We start from the raw sequence: 21,424 nt of genomic DNA, 5'->3' as shown, positions 1-21,424 counted from the left end.
TACGCGATCGACGCCCTGTGGGACAGGGGATGTCGGTGTGGCGCGTTCCGCGAACACGGTCCGAAGCGAAGCGGCGGGACCGGAACGAGCGCCGCTACCCGTCCGCCAGCGCCGCCCGGGCCGCCGCGTCGGCGGCCGTCCGATCCCCGTCGACCAGTCCGATCCGCGTACGCCGGTCCAGCAGGTCGTCCACGTCCAGTGCCCCCTCGTGCCGGACGGCGAACCGCAGCTCCGCCCCGGTGACGCCGCACGCCACCGGTTCGAGCAGCGCGGGGTCCCCTCCGGCCTCGGCGACGACGTTCGGGGCCTCGGCCCCGTACCGGCGCACGAGGCGGCGCGGGACGTCCATCGTGTCGAGCTCCTCCCGGGAGGCCGCGCCGACCAACGGCAGCGACCGCGTCCGGCAGGGCCCGGCGGACAGCCGCCGTGCGCTCACGGCGGCGTCCACCGCCTCCTCCGCCATCGCCCGGTAGGTGGTGAGCTTGCCGCCGACCACGGTGACCGCGCCCGTGGGAGAGACGGTGACGGAGTGCTCCCGGGACAGGTCGGAGCTGGCCCCGTCCCCTTCGATCAGGGGGCGCAGCCCGGCGAAGGCCCCGAGCACGTCCCGGTGTCCCAGACGCGTGCGCAGCGCGACGTTGAGCCGGTCGAGGATGAAGTCGACGTCGCCGTCGGGGACGTCGGGCACGCGGGGGGCGGGGCCCTCCAGGGGTTCGTCGGTCAGCCCCGCGAACACCCGCCCGTCGGCCTGCGGGAGCGCGAACACGAACCGGTTGACGCTGCCCGCGACCGGCACGGTGAGCGCGGCCCTGGGATGCCCGAGCGCGGCTCCGTCCAGCACCAGGTGGCTGCCCCTGCTGGGCCGCAGCCGCACTGACGGGTCGAGGTCCCCGGCGTGGACTCCGGTCGCGTTGACCACGGCCCGGGGCCGGACGCCGACCGTCTCGCCCGTGGTCCCGTCGCGCAGCCACACCCCGTCGGCGGTCACGGACTCGGCCGAACAGCGCGTGATGACGCGTGCGCCCTCCCGCGCGGCGGTCCGGGCGAGGGCGACCACGAGGCGGGCGTCGTCGACCAGCTGTCCGTCGAAGGACAGGATTCCCCCGCGCAGCCCCTCGGGGTTCACACCGGGCAGCAGACGCAGGGTCTGGCGTGCGGTGAGCAGCCGTGGGGCCGGCAGGACCCGCTTGGGGGTGCCCGCGAGGACGCGCAGGACGTCGCCCATGCCCATTCCTCCGCGCACGAGCAGGGGGCGCGCCAGCCCGGAGCTCCGGTGCACCGGAACGACCATGGGGAGGGGACGGACCAGGTGGGGTGCGGTCACGCGCATGAGGACGTCGCGCTCGCGCGCGCTCTCGTAGGCGATGCCCACCTGGCCCCGGGCGAGGTAGCGCAGGCCGCCGTGGACGAGCTTGGAGCTCCACCGGCTCGTGCCGAAGGCCAGGTCGTCGCGTTCGACGAGGACGGTGCTGAGTCCGCGTGCGGCGGCGTCGAGCGCGACCCCGGCACCGGTCACACCGCCCCCGATGACCAGGACGTCCACCTGTGGGTGGGCGCCCAGGTCCGCGAGGTCGGCGGCGCGTCGGGCGGCGTTCAGGGACGAGGACTCGGGAACGGTGTGGCGCATGGGGAGGTCCTTTCCTGGGTGTGGGAGGCGGGGTGGGCGGGACCGTCAGGGGGCGAGGTAGCCGTCCAGCAGGTCGGTGATCTCGGCGACGAGGCCGGGCTCGTCGAGCAGGTCGGCGAACAGGCGGCGGGAGGTGACGGTGTTCTGGACGGTGACGAGCACGAGCCGGGCGAGGACGGCGGGGTCCCCGGGGCGGACCGACCCGTCGGCCTGGCCCTCGGCGATGACGGGCTCCAGCACCTCCAGGGCGGCGCGGTGGCTGGTGCCGAGCCGGTGGAACGTGTAGGTGGCCAGGAGTTCGGGCTCGGTGTCGACCACGCGGGTGAACAGGGGGTGGTCGAGCATGGCGCGCGCGACCCCGGCGGCGTGGCGGACCAGGCGTACCCGCACGCCCTCCCCGGCCAGGGCGTGTTCCGCGGACTCCTCCTCGGCCAGGAGGATCCGGCGCAGTTCGCGGGTGAGCAGGTCCGCGACCAGGGCCGTCACGTCGGGCCACCTGCGGTAGACGGTCGGTCGGCTGACCCCGGCGCGGCGCGCCACGTCGGTCAGGGTGGTTCGGCGCACCCCGAAGGCCTCGACGCAGGCTCGGGCCGCGTCCAGGATCTGATCCTCTACGTTACGTTTTGACGCCATGTGTAAAACTGTAGAGCATGACTGATGAGAACTCCCCCACCGGCCCGCTGGCCGACCCCGCGCCCGAGATGAGCTGGTTCGGTTGGGGTGACCCGGCCAGGGCGAAGACGCTCGACCCCGCGCTGCGCGACCTGATCGCCCAGGTCCTGCGCACCGAGCCCGAGGAGCGGCCCGCCGTCGCCGAGGACGAGGTCGCGTTGCCCGCCTCCCGCCTGGACGCCGGGACCCGCGACGCCCTGGCCGGGGTGGTCGGCGCCGAGCACGTGCGCGTGGACGACGCCGCGCGGCTGCGTCACCTCGGCGGCAAGAGCACCCCCGACCTCCTGCTCCGCCGGTCCGGCGCGGCCGACCCGGCGCCGGACGCGGTGGTCTACCCCGCCGACCACGACGAGGTCGAACGTCTGCTGCGGGTGTGCTCCGACGCCCGCGTGGCCGTCGTCCCCTTCGGCGGCGGCACCAGCGTCGTGGGCGGGGTCGCGCCCCTGAGCGGCGGGTTCCCGGCCGTGATCGCCCTGGATCTGCGGCGGCTGGACCGTCTGGTGTCCTTCGACCGCGTCTCCGCCACGGCGGTCCTGGGCGCGGGCGTGCGCACACCGCTCGCCGAGGCCCTGCTCGGCGAGCACGGGTACACGCTCGGGCACATGCCGCAGAGCTACGAGTACGCGACCGTCGGCGGGTACGCGGCGACCCGCTCCAGCGGGCAGGCGTCCTCGGGATACGGCCGGTTCGAGGACATGGTGGTGTCGCTGCGCGTGGCCACCCCGCGCGGCACCCTGGAGCTGGGCGGGCCGCCCGCGTCGGCCGCCGGTCCGGACCTGCGGCGGCTGATGCTCGGTTCGGAGGGCGTCCTGGGTGTGATCACCGAGGTCGGTCTTCGGGTGCGCCCCCGCCCGGAGACGGTGCTGGACGAGGCCTGGTCCTTCCCGGACTTCGCGACGGGCGCGGCCGCGCTGCGCGCACTCGCGCAGTCGCACGTGCGGCCGACCATGGCGCGGGTCCTGGACGAGTCGGAGACGTTCGTCGGCGCGGCGCTCGGCGGCCGGGAGGCCGTGCCGGGGTGCCAGGCGGTCCTGGGGTTCGAGGGGACCGGGGCGGACGTGGCCGCGCGGTCGGCCGCCGTCCGGGAGGTCCTGACGGCGGCGGGCGGCACACCGCTCGGCGCGGAGCCGGTGGCGCACTGGCGCGAGAACCGGTTCTCCGCCCCGTACCTGCGCGACACCCTGCTGTCGTCGGGGTTCGTCGCGGAGACGTTGGAGACGGCGGCGACCTGGACCGATCTGCTGCCGTTGTACGAGGCGGTCTCGGAAGCGCTGACCGGTGCGCTGGACGGAGACGAGGGCGGCGTCGTGGTGATGTGCCACGTGTCGCACACCTATCCGACCGGGGCCTCGCTGTACTTCACGGTCGCCACGGCGGCGGGTGAGGCGCCCCTGGAGCGGTGGGACCGGGCCAAGCGGGCCGCCTCGGACGCGATCGTGGCCCATCGCGGGACGATCACCCACCACCACGCGGTGGGCACCGACCACCGGCCGTGGATGGCGGCGGAGATCGGCCCGCTGGGCGGCGACGTGCTGCGCGCGGTCAAGACGGCGCTGGACCCGGAGGGCGTGCTCAACCCGGGCAAGCTGATCCCCGACGCGTCCTGAGCCGGGACCCCGGGCCGCGGCCCCGGCGGAGGGCGCCGGGGCCGCGGGTGACGGAGGACGCCCCGGACGCCCCCTGCCACCGCGGACACCCGTGAGGGTCGTGGGCGTCCGGGTCAGGCGCGCTCGGACTCCCGGGAGAGCTGTCGGTGGACCCGGTCGGCCAGATCGTCGAGGCTGTCGAGCTCCTCCTCCGCGTCGATCCCGCCCTCGAACACACGGAAGACCGTCACGTCGAGGTTGACCGTGCTGAAGGACGCGAAACCGTACACGGCGTCCTCCTCGAGGTAGCCGGGTTCGTAGAGGACGACGGCTCCACCGTCGCCCACCGCCGACGGGCGCCAGTCGACGATGTCCGCCTCCAGCTCCTCCTCCCAGTCACCGTTCTCCAGGTCCTCCAGGAACTCCTCGGTCTCACCGAGCATGTCCTCGACGGCGGCCCCGTCGTCCTCGTACTCCATGTGGTAGACGGTCACCGACATCACGTCCTCCCCGCCGTCCTCCACGTCGCACCACAGGTATCCGAGCAGGTTCTCCTGGTCCAGGGACTCCAGGTCCTCGCCGTCCTCGTAGTCACCGTCGACGCCCAACCCCTCCGTCTCGGGCATGGAGTCGAGGAACTCGCTCGGCAGCAGGCGGCGGCAGCTCGGCAGGTCCGCGTAGGGACGGGAGCCGGACAGGTTCCAGACCAGCGCCCCGCCCGTGGCCAACAGCGCGACGGCCGTCACGCTCGCGCCGATGATCAGTGCGAGCCGACCGGTGCGGCGCGGCGGGCCGCCCGGCCCGGGATGGCCCGGCGCCGACGGCTGCTGGGGCGGCACTCCCCCGGGACCTCCCGGACCGCCGTACGGACCTCCCGGCGCGCCGTACCCGGGCGGATACCCGCCGGGCTGGCCGCCGTGCGGGGCTCCGGGCCGCCCCTGTGGAGGGGGCGGGGGCGGTTGGAAGTGGGGCTGGCCTCCGCCGTATCCGGGCTGCCCGGGCTGCGGGGGCCGTCCCGGTTGCCCGGGGAACGGCGGCTCGCCTGGGTTGCCCGGGAACGATCCGTCGTCGGGGGGATATCCGGTCATCGATGTCGCGGCGTGGGCACGCTCCGCGCTCGTCTCGGAGCGAACGCCGCACCTCCTCACAGGTGTCGCTGGGTCGCACGGAACGGATGGGGTGTGCTCCCCTCCACCCGCGTGGGGCTCGTGCGTTCGTACGACGACCCAGTATTGCGCCCACCGTCCGCGTCGTCATGTCCGCACTCCGCGACGGCGTGTGACACGGCGGGACGCGTCCCCCGCCCGAGCACGTGACAATGGAGTCGTGGCACGAGGAAAGCTCCGCATCTACCTGGGGTCGGCGCCGGGGGTGGGCACGACCCACAACGCGCTGGCCGAGGCCCGCCGTCGGGCCGAGGACGGCACCGACGTGGTCGTGGCCGCCGCCCACACGCACCGCCGACAGCGCACGTCCGCCCTGCTGACGGGGTTGGAGGTGATACCCCAGCACCCGTCCGGCGCGGTCGACACCGCCGCCGTCATCACGCGCGCCCCCGACCTGGCGCTCGTCGACGACCTCGCCCACGCCAACGGACCGGACGCGCCCACCTACGCCCGCTGGCGGGACGTGGAGAAACTGCTGGACGCGGGGATCGACGTCGTCAGCACGGTGGGGATCCACCACCTGGAGTCGCTCAACGACGTCGTCACGCAGATCACCGGTGTGCGGCCCGAGCAGACCGTCCCCGACCAGGTCGTGCGCCGCGCGGCCGAGGTCGAGCTCGTGGACGTCACCCCCCAGGAGCTGCGCCGCCGGATGGCGCACGGCGACATCCATCCGGCCGAACGCGTGGACGCCGCCATGGCCGCCTACTACCGGGAGGGCAACCTCGCCGCGCTGCGCGAGCTGGCTCTGCTGTGGACCGCGGACCGGGTGGAGGAGGGTCTGGCCCGGTACCGGGGCGAGCACGAGATCCGCAGCACCTGGGAGGCGCGCGAACGCGTCGTGGTCGCGCTCACCGGAGGACCGGAGGGAGAGACGCTGATCCGCCGCGCGGCCCGGGTCGCGGCGCGCTCGCGCGGGGGCCACCCCCAGCCCAGCCACCTGTTGGCCGTCCACGTGGTGAAGTCGGACGCGGTCGGCCGCCCCCTCACCGACCACCTCGTCCGCCAGCGCAAGCTGCTCGCGGAGCTGGGCGGCACCTACCACCAGGTGATCAGCTCCGACGTGCCCAAGGGGCTGCTGGAGTTCGCGCGGGGTGTGCACGCCACGCAGATCGTGCTGGGATCCTCGCGCCGCCGCAGCTGGGAGTACGTGTTCGGCCCCGGGGTGGGCGCGATCGTGGCGCGCGACTCCGGGGACATCGACGTGCACATCGTCACCCACGAGGAGGTCGGCAGCGGGATGTGGCTGCTCCCGGCCCCGGGGCGCGGTGTCGGCGAGCACCGGCGCGTGACCGGGTGGGTACTGGCCGCCGCGGCTCCGGCGCTGATGTCACTGCTCCTGTTGCTCCCCCCGTTCTCCGAGGTGGGGTTGTCCTCGGACGCGATGTTCCTGCTGCTGACCACGGTCGCCACGGCGGCGGTCGGCGGCCTGTGGCCCGCCCTGGCCTCGGCGCTCTGGAGCGCGTTACTGCTCACGCTGGTGCTCTCACCCAGCCACGACAGGCCACCGGTGTCCTTGGACAACACCGTGGCGCTCACCGCGTTCGTCCTGGTGGGCCTGCTGGTGGCGGTGGTGGCGGAGATGGCGGCGCGGCGGTCGGCGCAGGCCGCGCGCGGCCGGGCGGAGGCCGACGCGATCGCGCTGCTCGCGGGCAGTGTCCTGGCCGGGAACGAGCCCCTCCAGGCACTGCTACGGCGCATCTCCAAGACCTTCGGTCAGCGGTCGGCGACGCTGTTGGAACGGGTGGAGGACGACCGGTGGAGCGCCGTGCACAGTGTGGGCGCACCCGCGTGCGAGTCGCCGGACGAGGCGGACGTGCTCGTGTCGATCTCCGACTCCCTGGCCCTGGCGCTGCGCGGCCGGGTGCTGCCCGCCGCCGACCGCAGTGTGCTGTGGGCGTTCGCCGCCCACCTGGGAATCGCCCTGGAGCACAAGCGGCTGGAGTGGGACGCCGCCGAGGCGCGCGGCCAGGTGGCGGGCAACCGCATCCGCACCGCGCTGCTGGCCGCGGTCTCCCATGACCTGCGCACGCCGCTGACGTCGATCAAGGCGAGCATGGCCAGCCTGCGGGCGACCGACATCGAACTCGACCCGGAGGACCGGGACGCCCTGATGGAGACCGTGGAGGAGTCCGCGGACCGGCTCAACCGGCTGATCGACAACCTTCTGGACATGAGCCGGGTGCAGACCGACAGCGTGCGCCCCAAGATCCGGCCCGTGGGGCTGGAGGAGGTGGTCTCGGCCACCCTGATCGGTCTGCCCCACGAGGCGGTCACGGTGGACGTGCCCGACTGCCTGCCCCGGGTCCGGGCCGACGCGGGGTTGCTGGAGCGGGCGGTGGCCAACGTGGTGTCGAACGCCGTACGGCACAACCCCGACCCGCGCGTGCCCGTGCTCGTGGCGGCGAGCGCGCACGGCGGGAGCGTGCAGTTGCGCGTGGCGGACCGGGGGCCGGGTGTGTCGGACGAGGGGAAGCAGCGGATGTTCGAGGCCTTCCAGCGCCTGGGCGACGCGCCCCAGGGCACGGGCGTCGGTCTCGGGCTGGCCGTCGCCCGTGGTTTCGTTGAGGCCATGCACGGCACGCTCTCCCCCGAGGACACCCCGGGCGGCGGGCTGACCATGGTGTTCGACCTGAGAGCCGCGGACACGGACGGCGAGGACGACGAGAGGGGGGCCCATGCGGGTCCTGGTCGTTGACGATGACATGCAGATCATCCGCGCGATGCGCATCAACCTGCGGGCGCGCGGACACGACGTGGACACCGCTCCCGACGGCGCCGCGGCGCTGCGTCTGGCGGCCGAACACCACCCTGACGTGGTCCTGCTGGACCTCGGACTGCCCGACATGGAGGGCATGGAGGTGATCCAGCGGCTCCGCGGGTGGTCCCAGGTACCGATCATCGTGCTGTCGGCGCGCCACTCGGCCGGGGAGAAGGTGCGTTGCCTGGACTCGGGCGCGGACGACTACGTCACCAAGCCGTTCGGCATGGACGAGCTGCTGGCGCGGATGCGCGCGGCGGAGCGCCGGTCGGTCCGCCTGGAGGAGGCACCGGTGGTGCGCACACCGTCCTTCACCGTGGACCTGGGCGCCAAGCGGGTGGTCCGGGACGGTGAGGAGGTGCGGCTCACCCCCACGGAGTGGCACATCCTGGAGATCCTGGCCCGGCGTCCCGGGCAGCTGGTCAGCCAGCGCCAACTGCTGCACGACGTGTGGGGCCCCGCCTATCAGAGCGAGACCAACTACCTGCGGGTGTACCTGGCGCAGCTGCGCAGGAAGCTGGAGCCCGACCCGGCGCGACCGCGGTACCTCATCACCGAGGCGGGCCGGGGGTACCGTTTCGAGACTCCGAGGACGGACGACTAGGCCCCGCTTCCCCCTCCCGGAACGATCACCCGAGGGGGTTTCGTTCGGGCGCCGGCGGGGTTCTCAAGGATCGAGGCTGCGCCGGAGGCGTCCGTGGAGGGTGGTGGCGGGCGACGGGCGGACCGAAGCGAAGCGGAGGACCAGAACAAACACGGCCCGTGTCACCTGGAGTGGGAGCGGACCAGCGTATGGTCACCCGCCATCAGGTCCACGAGGGTCTCGAACTCGTCGGTGTGGCTCTGTGCGCGGTTGACCTTGGCGACCGCCAGGCAGGGCGCGAACGCGCGCACCCACTCCATCATCCGGTCGCCGTCCACTCCCATCGTCTGGGAGAGGACGTCGACGCGCCGCTCCACCTCGGTGACACTCGTCGCCTTCCACACCGCCCAATCCACGGCGTCGGCCGCGCCGTCGCCCACGCAGGCGCGCGGGTCGAGCGCGACCAGACCGCGTGAACCGCCGTCGAGCACGTTGCCCGGGTGCAGGTCGCCGTGCAGGGGGACGACGTCGGTCTCACCGATGGCCAGGGCGCGGGCCCGGCAGTAGCCCTGGTGCAGGGCGGTGGTGGAGATGACCTTGGCCGCGGGCCCCTCGTTGCGCTCGCGGTTCCACAGGTCGAAGATGAACTGCACCCGCGCCATGAGGGGGCGCAGCTCCATGAGCTGGCTCCGGGACACCTCCACCCCGTGGAGCTGGGAGAGGAGGGTCCCGATGGTCACCATGGGCGGGACCACCCCGATGTTGGCGACCGTCTCCCCCTCCACGCGTTCCATGAGGATGGCGCCGCGCCGCGCGTCCAGGTCCCACACCTCGGGCACCCGGTGGGAAGGCGCCCACATCCGCAGCATGTTGGCTTCGGTGACCGCGAGCCCGCTGTCCGGGGACAGCTTGAGGACACCTTCGCGGCCGTCGGACAAGGTGACGTACACGACGACGGCCGTGCGGCCGTGCGGTGCGCCTCCGTCGACGGTGAGCCGCCACTCCGTCGCGATCTTCTCGACGACGGAAGGAAGCTCGGACAGCCACTCGGTCACGTGGCCGCCGAAGCGCCGTTCCAGACGACGACGCTGGCGGTCGTCGACGAACTGCGCTGTGACGTCGTTCATACATCCACCTTAGGTTCGCTCACGTCGACGCCGACCGGGGCCGAGCCCCCGTCGCGGGCGGCGGTCGCGTGCGTGGCGACGACCCTCCTGGCCGGGGTCATGAAAGGCCGCGACCTCGCGAGGGGTCGTACCCGAACCCGCTCCGCTCCGTGCGCCGGCCGAAGCGGAACGGATGTGGCTTCGTGGGTGCGGGGGATTCCCGCCCCTTGCCCTCATACCCATCCGCGCGGCCCGAGTAACGGTTCCCGGCGCTCAGACCAGCCGGCCCTTCGCCGCCCGGTGCTGGGCGAGAAGGGTGTCCACGACCAGGTCGGACGGCCATAGCGGCGCGGTGAGGGCGGTGACGTCCAGCCCCCGGAGCAGGTCGAAGTCGGGTCCGTCGACCAGCCGCCACGCGGCGACCGCGACGCGCTCACGTCCGTCGCGACGCAGACGGTCGACGGCGTCGAAGACCGAGGGGGCCCAGGTACGCAGGTATCCGACCTGGACCGGGGCGCTCAGGCGTCGGCTGAGCATGCGGGCCACGTCCATCACCACCTGGCGCTCCTCGGCTCCGGTGGTGCCGTCGGCCGCCAGGACCACACCGTCCTGCGGGCTCCAACCCGCCTCCCCGAGCCGCCCGGCGAGGTCGGCGACGATGGAGGGCACCGCGCCCAGGGGCGAGGTGTGGCAGGAGTTCTCCAAGTGGGCGAGGTCGAGCCGGGAGAACAGGTGTGCGCTGGCCACGTCTCCCCCTGCGACGAACGCGGGGACGACCACCTTGGGGCCCGGGACGGAACGGACCGCCGCGGCGACCTCGTCCGGGCTGCCGAAGGCCTGGGCCACGGGGGCCTCACCCCGGTCCGCCACCGCCTCGGCCAGGCCGCACAGGGCCTCCCGTCGGTGGGCGTCACGCGAATCGTCGGCTACGAGGACCATCGTGGGGACCATGTGCGGCTCCTTGGAATCGCTGTGAGGATCTGCCGTCTTCCGCGAGCGTAAAGCGGCCCAGTTTCGGGGGAGTGCCCCTGTGTTACGCCCGGGAAAACATCAGACAATGGCTGTGATGGTTATCACCAGAGGTTCTCTTGGTGAACCATAACAATCGCCGAAAAAACAGGGCGTGTCCACACCACGGCGGGGTGGCGTACGCCGCACCGCGATCCGCGCAGTGTGCCCGCCCCCAGGTCATCACCGACCTCCTTGGCCGCACCAGGCACGACATCCGACACCCGCGCGGAACCGGAGAATGAAACCGAGGGGAGAGGCCGTCGAATACCCTTCGTCCAAGCGAACGATTTGTCGGGAAAGTTCTCTAGAGAAAATCTCGGACAAATAAATTCAAATGCATATGCACGCGGCAGGTGCACGTGATTCCGAACGCGCGAACGGCCACCGCCCCCACTGCCGAACGAGCACCCCCGCGCCGGCACACGAGGGTTCACCTCCGAGCCTTTGCACACGGAGAGCATCCCTGTCAAGGGTGCGCACTCCCCTTTCACCCCGTAACCGCACACCACCTGACGTGTGGGGACAGGGGGCGAGTCCGGCGTGATCACTTGCCAACCCCCCTTCACGCCAACCACACTTGACCTCGAACGGAGGACTTCCCAGATCACACCCACCATGGGAATCCCCCAGGTCGCCACGCCTCGGCTCCCCACCCCGAGCGGACACGACCCGCCGATCCACCGAACCATCCAGACTGGAGTAAGCATGGCCGTCCACCCTCGGGTGCAGACGCTGGCCCAGACCTTCCTCGCCCACGCGGACCGGACCGCCCCGGGTCTGGTCGAAGGGCTCTATCTGACCGGTTCGGTCGCTCTCGGCGACTTCCGTCCGCACACCAGCGACGTCGACTTCGTCATCGTCACCTCGCGCGCCCCGGAGCAGCCGGAGCTGGAGCTCCTGCGCCGCGCCCACGTACTCACCCGCGCCGACGTCCCCCGCCCCCAGTTCAACGGCATCCACGTCACCTGGGACGACCTCACGCGCGACCCCGCCTCCTGCGGCTCCGTCGCCTCGGTCATCGCCGGACGCTTCCGGGCGCGGGCCGGCAACGACGTCAACCCCGTCACCTGGCACATCCTCTCCGACCGCGGCGTCACCGTGCGCGGACCGCACCCCCTCGAACTCGATGTGTGGGACGAGCCGGAGAGCCTGCGCGCCTGGTCCCTCGGGTCGCTCGACGAGCAGTGGCGCCGCTGGCGGGAGAAGGCGGGGCGCCTGGTGACCCCGCGCGGACTGGCCGTGCTCGGCTCCCTGGCCCCCTCCTGGAGCGTGCTCAGCGTCAGCCGCCTGCACTTCACGCTCAAGACCGGGGAGATCACCTCCAAGTCCGGTGCGGGCACCTACGCCCTGCACGCCTTCCCCGAGCGGTGGCAGCGCATCGTCAACGAGTGCCTGCGCGTCCGCCGGGGAGCCCAGGCCCCCTCCCTGTACGAGAACGCGCTCGCCCGGCGCCGGGCGGCCCTGGACTACATCGAGATGGTCCTGGACGACGCCCTGCGTCCCGGCCTGGCCGTCTGAGTCCCGTTCACCCCGGGCCCCCGCCCCGTCTCCGTCCGTGGACGGAGGGCCGTCGGGCATGTCCTACTCTGATGGGCATGACCATGCGCCCCATCGTCCGGTTCGGCGACCCCGTACTCGTCGCCAAAACCACCCCCGTCACCCGGTTCGACCAGCACACCGAGGCCCTCGTCAAGGACCTGCTGGACACCGTGGAGGCCCCCGGCCGCGCCGGGCTGGCCGCCACCCAGATCGGGGTCGGGCTGCGTGTGTTCAGCTACAACGTCGAGGGGCGTTTCGGGTATGTGATCAACCCGAGCATCGCGGAGCTGTCCGAGGAGGTCCAGGAGGGCGACGAGGGCTGCCTCTCCGTCCCCGAGCTCTGGTACCCCACCCGCCGCGCCCAGCGCGCCGTCGTCACCGGGGTGGACCTGCGCAACGAGCCGGTCACCGTCGAGGGCACCGGGCTCATGGCGCGCTGCCTCCAGCACGAGACCGACCACCTGGACGGCATGCTCTACATCGACCGGTTGGACGCCGAGGAGCGCAAGCGCGCGATGCGTGACATCCGCCGCTCGTCCTGGTTCCTTCCCGCCGCCTCGCCCCCCTCCGCTCCGACCGGTGGCGCGCTTCCCAGCGCGTTCGGCGGCGGGGGCTGACCCCACACCACCGCTCCGGAAGGGGACCCGTCGCGGGACCGACACTCCGGACCGCCGTTTCCCAGTGACGCGGGTGATACCAACGCATCCCGGTGGGAACGGGTATCTTCGGACACGGCCCCGCACCCGCCCCCACGGTCACGTGGAGCACCGTACAAGGCATGTCGATCCGTCCACCCCCGTCCCCCACGGCACCCCCACACCACCGTTGGCGAGGACGGACCGCGCGTGGACCGTCCCCGGAGCAGCCATGACACCCTCCTGTCCGCCCACCCCGCGGCGCGCCCGACGCCCCGCCCTCACCGTCGCCGCCGTCACCGCGGCGCTCATGGTCGCCCTTCCCCCGACCGCCGCGGCCGAGCCGGATGAGGTCGACATCGATGAACTGACGGAACGGGCGGAGGAGCTGGAGGAGTCCTACAACGGCGAACTGCTCCAGTTCAACGAGATCCGGGACCGGGTCGAACAGGCCGAGGAGGACCTGGCGGAGATCGGGGAGCGGCTGGACTCGTCCCGGAGCGGGGTGTCCGCGATCGCCGCCTCCCGGTACAAGACCGACGGCTTCCTCCCGAACCTCCAGATCGTCTTCTCCAGCGACCCCGAGCAGATGTACGCCGACGCCGCGACCGTCGCCTACATCAGTGAGAGCCAGTCCGAGCAGATCTCCGGCCTCGTCGACACCCACCGGGAGCAGCAGGAGGTGGCCGAGGAGCTGAACGAGGAGCTGGCCGAGGCCGAGGAGCTCATCGAGACGCTGGAGGAACAGCGTGACGAGGTCGAGGAGCAGATCCGGGAGTACGAGGAGTCCCAGGTCCCCGAGACCCCCGGGAACGGCACCATCCCCGACGGCGCCAGGGGCGGCGGCTGGGATTCCACCACGCCGCGCATGGCCGCGATCCGCGACAACATCATCATGGCCTACGGCGCGCCCTACCCCGTGGGCTGCTGGCGGCCCAGCGCCGACGACCACGGCGACGGCCGCGCCTGCGACTTCATGATGAGCTCCGGAGGCGCGATGCCCTCAGCGGAGAACCAGGCCCTCGGCGACCAGATCGCCCAGCACGCGATCAACAACGCCGCCGCGTGGGGTGTGGACTACGTGATCTGGCGCCAGCGGATCTGGCAGCAGAGCAACCCCCGGTGGGTGTTCATGAACGATCGCGGCGACAACACCCAGAACCACTACGACCACGTGCACATCAGCTCGTACTAGCGGTGTTCGTCCTGGTCTTCCGCTTCGCCTCGGCCCTCCGTCTCGTCGCCCGCCCTATCCGGCCCGAACGGGTCCTCCGGCGCGGGCGAGCGGGAGGGCCGCCGCCAGCGCCACCGCCGTGAGCGCGAAGGCCGGTCCGTAGCCGAGCAGCTGGATGACCAGGCCCAGCCCCATCGCTCCGGCGCCGGCGCCCCCGTCGAAGCCGATGTTCCACACCGCGCTGGCCCGGCCGAACCCGGCCGGCCCGGCGCGGTTGAGCATGAGGGTGACCGTCTCGTTCTGCACCGCGCCGAACCCGAGGCCGAACACGGCCGCGCCGCCCACCGCCAGGACCGCCACCCCGGCCCCCGGCTGACCGCCGCCGTCCTGCCACCACAGGGCCGCGCTCGTCAGGGCCGTCCCGACGACCGCGACGACCATGCCCGGCATGAGCAGGAGGCTCCGGCGGAGGCGGTCGTGCAGGCTTCCGGCGCTCCACCGGCCGATGACGACGCCCAGCGCGTAGGCCGCCAGCACCCCGCTGACCAGCCACGCGGCTCCCTCCAGGGGGATCGCCACGAAGGTGACGAGGGCGCTACCCGCCGACGCGGTCAGCAGCATGAGGACGAGCGGGGCGGCCAGCATCGAGAACGGCACGCGCCCGCCCGGGGCAGCGGGGCCCCGGCCGCGACCCGATCCCCGCAGGGCGGGACGGTTGCGGCCCCCGTCGGCGAACCAGACGCCCGCGGACAGCACACTGCCCGCCACCGAGCACAGACCGGTGATCCAGAAAGCGGTGTCGAACCCGAGGCTGAGCGCGACCCCCACACCGCCGGGCAGGATGAGGACCTGGGGCAGGCCGACGGCCAGGCCGTAGTAGCCCGTCGCCCGGCCCATCTGGTCACCGGGGACCAACCGGGCGGCCAGCGCGGTTCCGGCGACCGTGATCATCCCGAACCCGATCCCGCGCACGGCCGACACGGCGATGAGCGGCGCCAGGTCGGTCGTCACCGCGAAGAGCGGGGTGGGCGCGCCCATGATGAGCGCCCCCACCGGGAACGCCCAGCGGTACCCGCCGCCGCGTTCGAGCAGCCAGGGCATGCAGAGCTGGGTGAGCACGGTGGTGAGCATGAACGCCGTCGTGGTGCTGCCCGCGCCGAACTCGCCCGCCCCGCCGCGCGAGGCCCACAGGGGGACGAGCGGGAGCACCGCGGCGAAACCGGTCATCCCGACCGCCGTGGCCGCGATGAGCAGGGCGAACCCCCGCCCGCGCAGTCCGGGGAGTCCGTCAGGGGGCGATGCCGTCTCCGAGGGCTCCGAGGAGGACGAACGTGATCGGATCATCCGCCCTTTTTATCCCGGTTCGCCGCCCCTGTCGATGGCATACCGGCCGGTCCCGTCACTCCGACCGGTCCCGTCGCACCGACCGGTCCCGTCGCACCGGTCAGTCCCGCGCGGAGGTGAGCCGCTCCCGCAGCCAGTCCCGCAGCCGGGCGGTCAGCTCCGGCGTCACCGCGCGCTCCGCGTGGCCCATCCCCGGAACGATCCACAGTTCCCGCGGCTCCCGGGCCGCGTCGTGGATCGTGGTGGCGTGGGACACCGGGAAGTAGTCGTCGGCGTCGCCGTGCACGACGAGGAGCGGGGTCGGCGCGATGTCCGCCGCGACCTCGCGGGGCTCCGCCGGACGCGGATCCCACCGCTCGTCGGTCACCCGCACCTTGCGGACACGGCGGAGGAAGAACCGGCCGAGGGCGCCCTCGATGCCGAAGTGGAGCAGTCGCATCCGCCGGGTCCCCCTGTAGTACCAGCGGCTGGGTCCGCTCACGGCCACGGCGGCCGAGACGCCTCCGTAGATCGCGGCGTGGCGGACCACCACCGCGGCGCCCATGGAGAAACCCACGGTGGCGACGGAGGTGTAGCCCGACTCCCGCAGGTGGGCCACGACCGCCTCCAGGTCGTGGATCTCGGCGTTGCCGACGGTGCTCAGACCGCCGGACCCGTGGTGACCGCGGAAGTCGAAGGTCATCACGTCGCCGACGGGGATGAGCCCCTCGGCGATCGCGCGGGTGTGGGGGCTGTGGTGGGTACCCGTGAACCCGTTGGCCAGGACCACGGCCGTGGTTCGGGGCTCGGACCCACGCCGCAGCACGGCGTCGATGCCGACCCCGTCGGAGGTGGTCAGCCAGAGGCGTTGGACCTGGGAGGGCGGATGGTCGATGGCGTCAGACACCCGACCATCGTGCCCGATCGCCACCGGCCTCCGACGACCGACCCCGGCGTGTCGCCCTCGACCCGTCACCACCCGCACCGGATCGGCCCCTTACCGACACACGAGGCATATCGGAACACGCGTGAGTGACCTCTTGTGGTGAACGACGTGACAAGCGAATGTGGAGAGTGTCACGGGTCACACCAGCGACGGTGTCCTCCGCTCTGGCGCGACCGGCAACCGACCCCGAAGGGCTGGGTGGTAGGGATGGTGGACCGAGCCGGAACAGTACCCAGGGCCGACAGGCCCGAGAACATCCGCAACGTCGTACTGGTCGGACCGGCCGGCGCTGGGAAGACGAGCCTCGTGGAGGCCCTTCTCCTGGCCGCCGGGGAGATCGGACGCCCCGGTCGCGTGGAGGAGGGCACGACGGTCAGCGACCACGACGAGGTTGAGATCCGGCAGAAGCGCTCCGTGAACCTCACCCTCAGCCCGATCATGGTGGGCGACGTCAAGGTCAACCTGTTGGACACCCCGGGCTACGCCGACTTCATCGGCGCGATGCGCGCGGGGCTGCGCGGCGCCGACGCCGCCCTCTTCGTCGTCTCCGCCCTGGACGGCGTGGACGGGCGAACCCGTGTCCTGTGGGAGGAGTGCGCCGCCGTCGGGATGCCCCGCGCGGTGGCCGTCACCAAGGTGGACCACCCGCGCGCGGACTACGACCAGGTGGTCGCCGAGTGCCAGGAGGCGTTCGGAGGCGGGGTACACCCGGCCTACGTTCCCGCCGTGGAGGGCAGCGGCGACGCGCGCCACCTCGTCGGCGTCTGGGGCCTGGTGTCCGAGCGCTACCACGACTACTCCGGCGGTGAGGTCGCCGACCGCCCGGTACCCGACTGGCTGCGCGAGACCGCCGGGCCGCTCCGGGAGACCCTCGTGGAGGAGGTCATCACCGAGAGCGAGGACGAGGACCTCATGGAGCGCTACATGGAGGGGGGCGAGCTCGACCCCGACCGGCTCATCGCCGACCTCAAGGAAGCGGTGGCCGCGGGTGGGTTCCACCCGGTGCTGGCGCTCAGCCCGACGAAGGGCGTGGGCGTGCGCGAACTCCTCCGGGAACTACCGCTGTCGTGTCCCAACCCGACACGCCGCCCCTTCCCCGAGGTCGCCCGGCCCGACGGGCGTCCGGTGGAGGGGCTGTCCTGCGACCCCGACGGGCCGCTCGTGGCCGAGGTGCTCAGCACCACCACCGACCCGTACGTGGGCCGGATGAGCCTGGTGCGGGTGTTCTCCGGGACGCTGCGCCCCGACTCCGAGGTGCACCTGCACGGGCACGGAGTCCCGAGCGGCATGACCGGCACCGAGGAACACGACCGGACGGGCGCCGACGAGCGGCTGGGGGCGCTGTCGGTACCGCTGGGCCGGGAGAACCGCCCGGTGGGCGAGGCCGTCGCGGGTGACCTGTGCCTGGTCGCCAAGCTTCCCGCGGCCCGCACCGGGGACACCCTGTCCGACCGGGACCGCCCGCTGCGGGTGTCGCCGTGGCGCTTCCCGCAGCCTCTGTACCCGGTGTCGATCCGCGCCGCCTCCTCGGCCGACGAGGACAAGCTCTCGCACTCCGTCGCCCGACTGGTCGCTGAGGACCCGTCGCTGCGGGTGGAGGTCAACACCGAGACCCACCAGATGGTCATGTGGACGCTGGGCGAGGCGCACCTGGACGCGGCGCTGGACCATCTGGAGCACAAATACGGGGTCCGGGTGGAGACCGGCGAGGTGCGGGTGCCGCTGCGGGAGACCTTCGCCGCCAGGGCCCAGGGGCTGGGCCGCAACGTGAAGCAGAGCGGCGGACACGGCGAGTACGGGATCTGCAAGATCAAGGTGGAACCCCTGGCGTCCGGGGCCGGCCTGGAGTTCGTCGACGAGATCGTGGGCGGTGTGGTGCCCCGGCAGTTCGTCCCCTCCGTGGAGAAGGGTGTGCGCGCCCAGATGGCCGAGGGCGTGGACTCCGGGTACCCGCTCGTCGACATCCGCGTCACGCTCTACGACGGGAAGGCGCACTCGGTGGACTCCTCCGACATGGCTTTCCAGAAGGCGGGCCGCCTGGCGCTGAGGGACGCGGCCGAGGCGGGGAGGCTGGCGACGCTGGAACCGGTGGACGAGGTGTCCGTGGAGGTGGACGAGGCCTACCTGGGAACCGTGATGAGCGACCTGTCCGCACGGCGCGGCCGCGTGGTGGGCACGGAGACCGCTCCGGGCGGCCGGGCGGTCGTACGGGCCGAGGTGCCGGAACTGGAGATCACGCGGTACGCGGTGGAGTTGCGCTCGCTGTCGCACGGCACGGGTGTGTTCACCCGCTCCTACCTACGCCACGAACCCCTGCCGCCGCAGGTGGCGGCCAAGATCCCGCGCCAGGGGAACGGAGGGTAGGGCGAGGGCCCGAGGAAAACTCACAGCACCCTGCCCGGTCTGCTGCGGTCGGCCAGCGCCGCGAACCGGAACGTGTTGACCGGATGGCTGGAGAGCAGGTTGACCAGCAGGACGAAGAACCCGGTGTCGGTGGCGGCGCGCGCGGCGATGTCGTCGAAGTCCACCGCCTGGTACAGGTACTTGCCCGCGGCCAGCACGCGCAGCCCGTGCATGCCCTCGGGACAGTACTTGTAGGCGTAGTTGTCGGCGGTGTACTCCTGGGCGCGCCCGAGGGTCGAACCAACACCCGGGATCACCTGGGCGATGGACACGCAGAACTGCCGCCAGAAGGATGTGTGGCCCGCCGCGATGTGGCCGACCTCGTGGCCGATGACGAACCGCAGCGCGTCGGGGTCGGCCAGGCGTCCGCCGACCTCGAACAGGTCGCTGTTGACCGCCACGTACCTGCGCAGGCCGTGGCCGGACGCGAACGCGTTGAGCACGCCGTTGCCCAGCACGATGTAGGCCTCGGGCACACGCCGCATGTGGAACGCGGCGGCCGCCTCGACGACCATCCGGTAGGCCTCGGGGAACTGGGCCTCGGTGATGCGCACGCCGTTGACCCGCTGACGGGCGAAGAGCTGGCCGCGCACGAAGTACACGAGCGCGGGGACGCTGAGCAGCAGGAGCGGCTCGCCCGGGTCGCCGTCGCGAGCGCGGCTGAGCGCGCCCACGACGGCGAGCAGCGTGACGAGGCCGCACACCACGAGCAGGGGGATCTCCCGGGGGTGCCGTAGCGCCCTGCGCACACGGGGGTCACCCCACCGCCAGGGTGTCCCCCGCACGCGCGATCAGAGCCGGTACTCGGAGTCGGGCCGGTCGTCGTCGGGCCCCTGGGGTGGTGGGGCGTCGTGCGCGCCTCCCCGTGGCGGGGGCCCCGAGAAGGCCGGTCCGGACGGCGGGCCCTGGACGGGCGGCGGGCCCTGGAGCGGGTCCTCGTCCAGGAACGCCGCCATGTCGGCGGACTGGGTGGACTCCTCGGCCTTCTCCGAACGCCACTCGTCGTCCTGGGCGTTCATCACCGAACGCATGTCGGCGTCGTGCGTGGCGTGCACCGGGTGCTCCTCGGAGGGGTCGTCCCACGAGGAGGCCAGGAACGCGCTGTCGTAGGCGTCGTTGCCGCCCTCGTGCGCCGAGGGCGCGGAGGGCCCGGTGAAGGACGTCGGGGAGTCCGGGCCGGGCCCGGACGACCGTTCCCCGTACTCGGGACGCGGCGCGCTCGGCTCGGGGGCGTTCCCCGGCGGCGGACCGGGGAAGGCGCCGCCCACGGGCGCGTTCACGGGCGGCGGGCCGGGGAACGGGTCACCCGTCTCCTCCGGCGGAGGGCCCGGGAAGGCACCGCCCACAGGGGCGTCGACGGGCGGCGGACCGGGGAACGGCCCGCCCGAGTCCTCCGGTGGCGGGGCCGAGAGCCCGGCCGAGGGCGTCTCCTCGGCCGGCGGGGCGACCGGCACTCCGGCCGCCGCCACGGACGGTCGCGCGGTGGTCGGACCGCCCAAGGGCGCTTCCTCCGGGACCGGGGCGCCCAGCGGGGCCACCGTGGAACGCTCATCGCTCCCCAGGTAGGAGAGGGCCGCGACGGTGATCGCGGCGAGCCCGGCCCGGAGGGCGGGTTCGCGGGCGGGGGCGAAGAACGGGGAGTGGGGGCCGGGGACGTGGGCCATCTTCTCGTACGGGCTGTCACCGGGGGCGGCTTCCCACACGTCGTGCGGCGTGGCACCGACGAACCAGAGGACGTACGGGATGGGGTGGGGGTCGTCGGGCAGGCCGAAGCACCCGAAGTCCTCACTGCCCGTCGAGGGGTCCGGCAGGTAGATGACGTAGTCCTCGCCGAAGTAGGCCAGGTGCGCGGCGCCGACCGCCTGCGTGCTGGCGGCGTCGTTGTGGGTGACGCCGACCTTCTGGAAGGGCTCGACCTCCGGCTCGCGGGTGGCCCCGGAGGCGGCGGCCTCAGCGCGCACGATGCGCCCGATGGCCTCCTCCAACTGGGTGATGACGCCTTCGTTGAGCGCCCTGGTGTTGATCTCCAGGAAGGCCTCGTCCGGGATGATGTTCGCCTTGGTCCCCGCCTGGATCCGACCGACGGTGAGCACGGCCGTCTCCGCGGGGCTCACCTCGCGGGAGACCACGCTCTGGAGGCGGGTGACGATGTTGGCGGCGATGAGCACGGGGTCGACCGTGGTGTGCGGCGCGGAGGCGTGGCCGCCCTCGCCGTACACGCGCACACGGTAGGAGCGCGCGGCGCCCAGGATGACGCCGGCGCGGTGGGAGATGAGTCCGGCGGGCTGGGGTCCCAGGTGCTGGGCCAGGATGACGTCGGGGCGGCCGAAGCGCTCGAAGAGGCCGTCGTCGAGCATCGTCCGTGCGCCGTCGAGCGTCTCCTCGGCGGGCTGGGCGACGATCATCACCGTCCCGGACCACTCCTCACGGGTCTCGGACAGCAGGTCGGCCGCGCCGACCAGACAGGCGGTGTGCGCGTCGTGCCCGCAGGCGTGCATGACCGGGACCTCGGCGCCGTCGGCGTCCTGAGCGCGCGTCGTGCTGGCGTAGGGCAGGCCGGTCCGCTCCTCCAGGGGGAGGGCGTCCATGTCGGCGCGCAGCATGACGGTCGGGCCGGGGCCGTTGCGGAGGATGCCGACCACGCCGGTGCCGCCGACGCCCGTGTGCACCTCGTAGCCGGTCTGCGTGAGCCATTCGGCGACACCGCTGGCGGTGCGCTGTTCGGAGTGGGAGAGTTCCGGGTTCTTGTGCAGATCGACGTAGAACCCCTCCACGAGCGGGAACAGCTCGTCGAGGAGTCGCATGACCACGCTCCCGTGCTGAGCGGCACGGTTGGGGTCCACCGCGTGCGGCACGGTTTCCACCGCCTTCTTCGTTCTCGACTGTGTGGGC

16 protein-coding genes are annotated in these 21,424 nt (G+C 72.8%); 7 read left to right on the top strand and 9 right to left on the bottom strand.

Annotated features, from left to right (window positions below; translation table 11 throughout):
- Positions 1-94: 94 nt before the first annotated feature.
- Both KIK06_RS28905 and KIK06_RS28900 read right to left on the bottom strand, forming a co-directional pair.
- A complete protein-coding gene (locus tag KIK06_RS28905; protein ID WP_017600382.1) occupies positions 95-1,627 on the bottom strand; it encodes a glycerol-3-phosphate dehydrogenase/oxidase in 1,533 nt (510 codons plus the stop codon).
- Between the two features lie 45 nt (positions 1,628-1,672).
- Positions 1,673-2,260 carry a TetR/AcrR family transcriptional regulator gene (locus tag KIK06_RS28900; protein ID WP_268645799.1) on the bottom strand — a complete coding sequence of 196 codons (588 nt, stop codon included), beginning with the start codon at positions 2,258-2,260 and terminating at the stop codon, positions 1,673-1,675.
- A gap of 17 nt (positions 2,261-2,277) precedes the next feature.
- Here KIK06_RS28900 and KIK06_RS28895 point away from each other — a divergent pair, with 17 nt between their 5' ends.
- On the top strand, positions 2,278-3,906 hold the full coding sequence (locus KIK06_RS28895) for an FAD-binding oxidoreductase (RefSeq protein WP_268645798.1): 1,629 nt from the start codon (positions 2,278-2,280) through the stop codon (positions 3,904-3,906).
- 113 nt (positions 3,907-4,019) lie between these two features.
- Here KIK06_RS28895 and KIK06_RS28890 read toward each other — a convergent pair whose 3' ends face one another.
- Entirely contained in the window at positions 4,020-4,724 is a 705-nt protein-coding gene (locus tag KIK06_RS28890) for a hypothetical protein (protein ID WP_268645797.1), read from the bottom strand.
- Between the two features lie 487 nt (positions 4,725-5,211).
- On the opposite strand from KIK06_RS28890, the gene KIK06_RS28885 reads away from it, so the two are divergent.
- Both KIK06_RS28885 and KIK06_RS28880 read left to right on the top strand, forming a co-directional pair.
- Positions 5,212-7,749 carry a sensor histidine kinase gene (locus tag KIK06_RS28885; protein WP_268645796.1) on the top strand — a complete coding sequence of 846 codons (2,538 nt, stop codon included), beginning with the start codon at positions 5,212-5,214 and terminating at the stop codon, positions 7,747-7,749.
- On the top strand, positions 7,730-8,416 hold the full coding sequence (locus KIK06_RS28880; RefSeq protein ID WP_017600387.1) for a response regulator: 687 nt from the start codon (positions 7,730-7,732) through the stop codon (positions 8,414-8,416). The genes KIK06_RS28885 and KIK06_RS28880 overlap by 20 nt, the downstream gene beginning before the upstream one ends.
- Positions 8,417-8,577: 161 nt before the next feature.
- Here the strand turns inward: KIK06_RS28880 and KIK06_RS28875 are convergent, their stop codons facing one another.
- Positions 8,578-9,522 (bottom strand): aminoglycoside phosphotransferase family protein, encoded by a 945-nt coding sequence (locus tag KIK06_RS28875; RefSeq protein WP_268645795.1) that lies wholly within the window; start codon positions 9,520-9,522, stop codon positions 8,578-8,580.
- A 252-nt stretch (positions 9,523-9,774) separates the two neighbouring features.
- A complete protein-coding gene (locus KIK06_RS28870) occupies positions 9,775-10,452 on the bottom strand; it encodes a sirohydrochlorin chelatase (RefSeq protein ID WP_017600388.1) in 678 nt (225 codons plus the stop codon).
- A gap of 765 nt (positions 10,453-11,217) precedes the next feature.
- Between KIK06_RS28870 and KIK06_RS28865 the strand changes: the two genes are divergently transcribed.
- From KIK06_RS28865 to KIK06_RS28855, 3 genes are all read left to right on the top strand, one after another.
- A complete protein-coding gene (locus KIK06_RS28865; protein WP_268645793.1) occupies positions 11,218-12,030 on the top strand; it encodes an aminoglycoside adenylyltransferase domain-containing protein in 813 nt (270 codons plus the stop codon).
- Positions 12,031-12,107: 77 nt separating this feature from the next.
- A complete protein-coding gene (def, locus tag KIK06_RS28860) occupies positions 12,108-12,668 on the top strand; it encodes a peptide deformylase (RefSeq protein WP_026127915.1) in 561 nt (186 codons plus the stop codon).
- 250 nt (positions 12,669-12,918) lie between these two features.
- Complete coding sequence (locus KIK06_RS28855) at positions 12,919-13,881, top strand: coiled-coil domain-containing protein (protein ID WP_017600391.1); 963 nt, start codon at positions 12,919-12,921, stop codon at positions 13,879-13,881.
- A 54-nt stretch (positions 13,882-13,935) separates the two neighbouring features.
- Here the strand turns inward: KIK06_RS28855 and KIK06_RS28850 are convergent, their stop codons facing one another.
- Together KIK06_RS28850 and KIK06_RS28845 are read right to left on the bottom strand one after the other, a co-directional pair.
- Entirely contained in the window at positions 13,936-15,204 is a 1,269-nt protein-coding gene (locus KIK06_RS28850; protein ID WP_268645792.1) for an MFS transporter, read from the bottom strand.
- Positions 15,205-15,304: 100 nt separating this feature from the next.
- The gene (locus KIK06_RS28845) at positions 15,305-16,090 is read right to left on the bottom strand and encodes an alpha/beta hydrolase (protein ID WP_268645791.1); all 786 of its coding nucleotides are present in this window, start codon (positions 16,088-16,090) and stop codon (positions 15,305-15,307) included.
- Between the two features lie 246 nt (positions 16,091-16,336).
- On the opposite strand from KIK06_RS28845, the gene KIK06_RS28840 reads away from it, so the two are divergent.
- Complete coding sequence (locus KIK06_RS28840; protein ID WP_268645790.1) at positions 16,337-18,493, top strand: elongation factor G-like protein EF-G2; 2,157 nt, start codon at positions 16,337-16,339, stop codon at positions 18,491-18,493.
- Positions 18,494-18,513: 20 nt separating this feature from the next.
- Here the strand turns inward: KIK06_RS28840 and KIK06_RS28835 are convergent, their stop codons facing one another.
- Both KIK06_RS28835 and KIK06_RS28830 read right to left on the bottom strand, forming a co-directional pair.
- Positions 18,514-19,281 (bottom strand): M48 family metallopeptidase, encoded by a 768-nt coding sequence (locus KIK06_RS28835; protein ID WP_026127917.1) that lies wholly within the window; start codon positions 19,279-19,281, stop codon positions 18,514-18,516.
- Positions 19,282-19,323: 42 nt separating this feature from the next.
- A complete protein-coding gene (locus KIK06_RS28830) occupies positions 19,324-21,396 on the bottom strand; it encodes an amidohydrolase (RefSeq protein ID WP_268645789.1) in 2,073 nt (690 codons plus the stop codon).
- Positions 21,397-21,424 lie beyond the last annotated feature (28 nt).

Origin of the sequence: Nocardiopsis sp. EMB25 (assembly GCF_026797795.1) — a bacterium.
Classification (GTDB): domain Bacteria; phylum Actinomycetota; class Actinomycetes; order Streptosporangiales; family Streptosporangiaceae; genus Nocardiopsis; species Nocardiopsis lucentensis.
This window is presented reverse-complemented; position numbering and strand designations above follow the sequence as displayed.

What these genes read in the sequence shown, in the direction of transcription:
- KIK06_RS28905 (WP_017600382.1), bottom strand. Translation starts at nt 1,627, where the DNA reads ATGCGCCACACCGTTCCCGAGTCCTCGTCCCTGAACGCCGCCCGACGC.
- KIK06_RS28900 (WP_268645799.1), bottom strand. Translation starts at nt 2,260, where the DNA reads ATGGCGTCAAAACGTAACGTAGAGGATCAGATCCTGGACGCGGCCCGA.
- KIK06_RS28895 (WP_268645798.1), top strand. Translation starts at nt 2,278, where the DNA reads ATGACTGATGAGAACTCCCCCACCGGCCCGCTGGCCGACCCCGCGCCC.
- KIK06_RS28880 (WP_017600387.1), top strand. Translation starts at nt 7,730, where the DNA reads ATGCGGGTCCTGGTCGTTGACGATGACATGCAGATCATCCGCGCGATG.
- KIK06_RS28875 (WP_268645795.1), bottom strand. Translation starts at nt 9,522, where the DNA reads ATGAACGACGTCACAGCGCAGTTCGTCGACGACCGCCAGCGTCGTCGT.
- KIK06_RS28870 (WP_017600388.1), bottom strand. Translation starts at nt 10,452, where the DNA reads ATGGTCCCCACGATGGTCCTCGTAGCCGACGATTCGCGTGACGCCCAC.
- KIK06_RS28865 (WP_268645793.1), top strand. Translation starts at nt 11,218, where the DNA reads ATGGCCGTCCACCCTCGGGTGCAGACGCTGGCCCAGACCTTCCTCGCC.
- def (WP_026127915.1), top strand. Translation starts at nt 12,108, where the DNA reads ATGACCATGCGCCCCATCGTCCGGTTCGGCGACCCCGTACTCGTCGCC.
- KIK06_RS28855 (WP_017600391.1), top strand. Translation starts at nt 12,919, where the DNA reads ATGACACCCTCCTGTCCGCCCACCCCGCGGCGCGCCCGACGCCCCGCC.
- KIK06_RS28850 (WP_268645792.1), bottom strand. Translation starts at nt 15,204, where the DNA reads ATGATCCGATCACGTTCGTCCTCCTCGGAGCCCTCGGAGACGGCATCG.
- KIK06_RS28840 (WP_268645790.1), top strand. Translation starts at nt 16,337, where the DNA reads ATGGTGGACCGAGCCGGAACAGTACCCAGGGCCGACAGGCCCGAGAAC.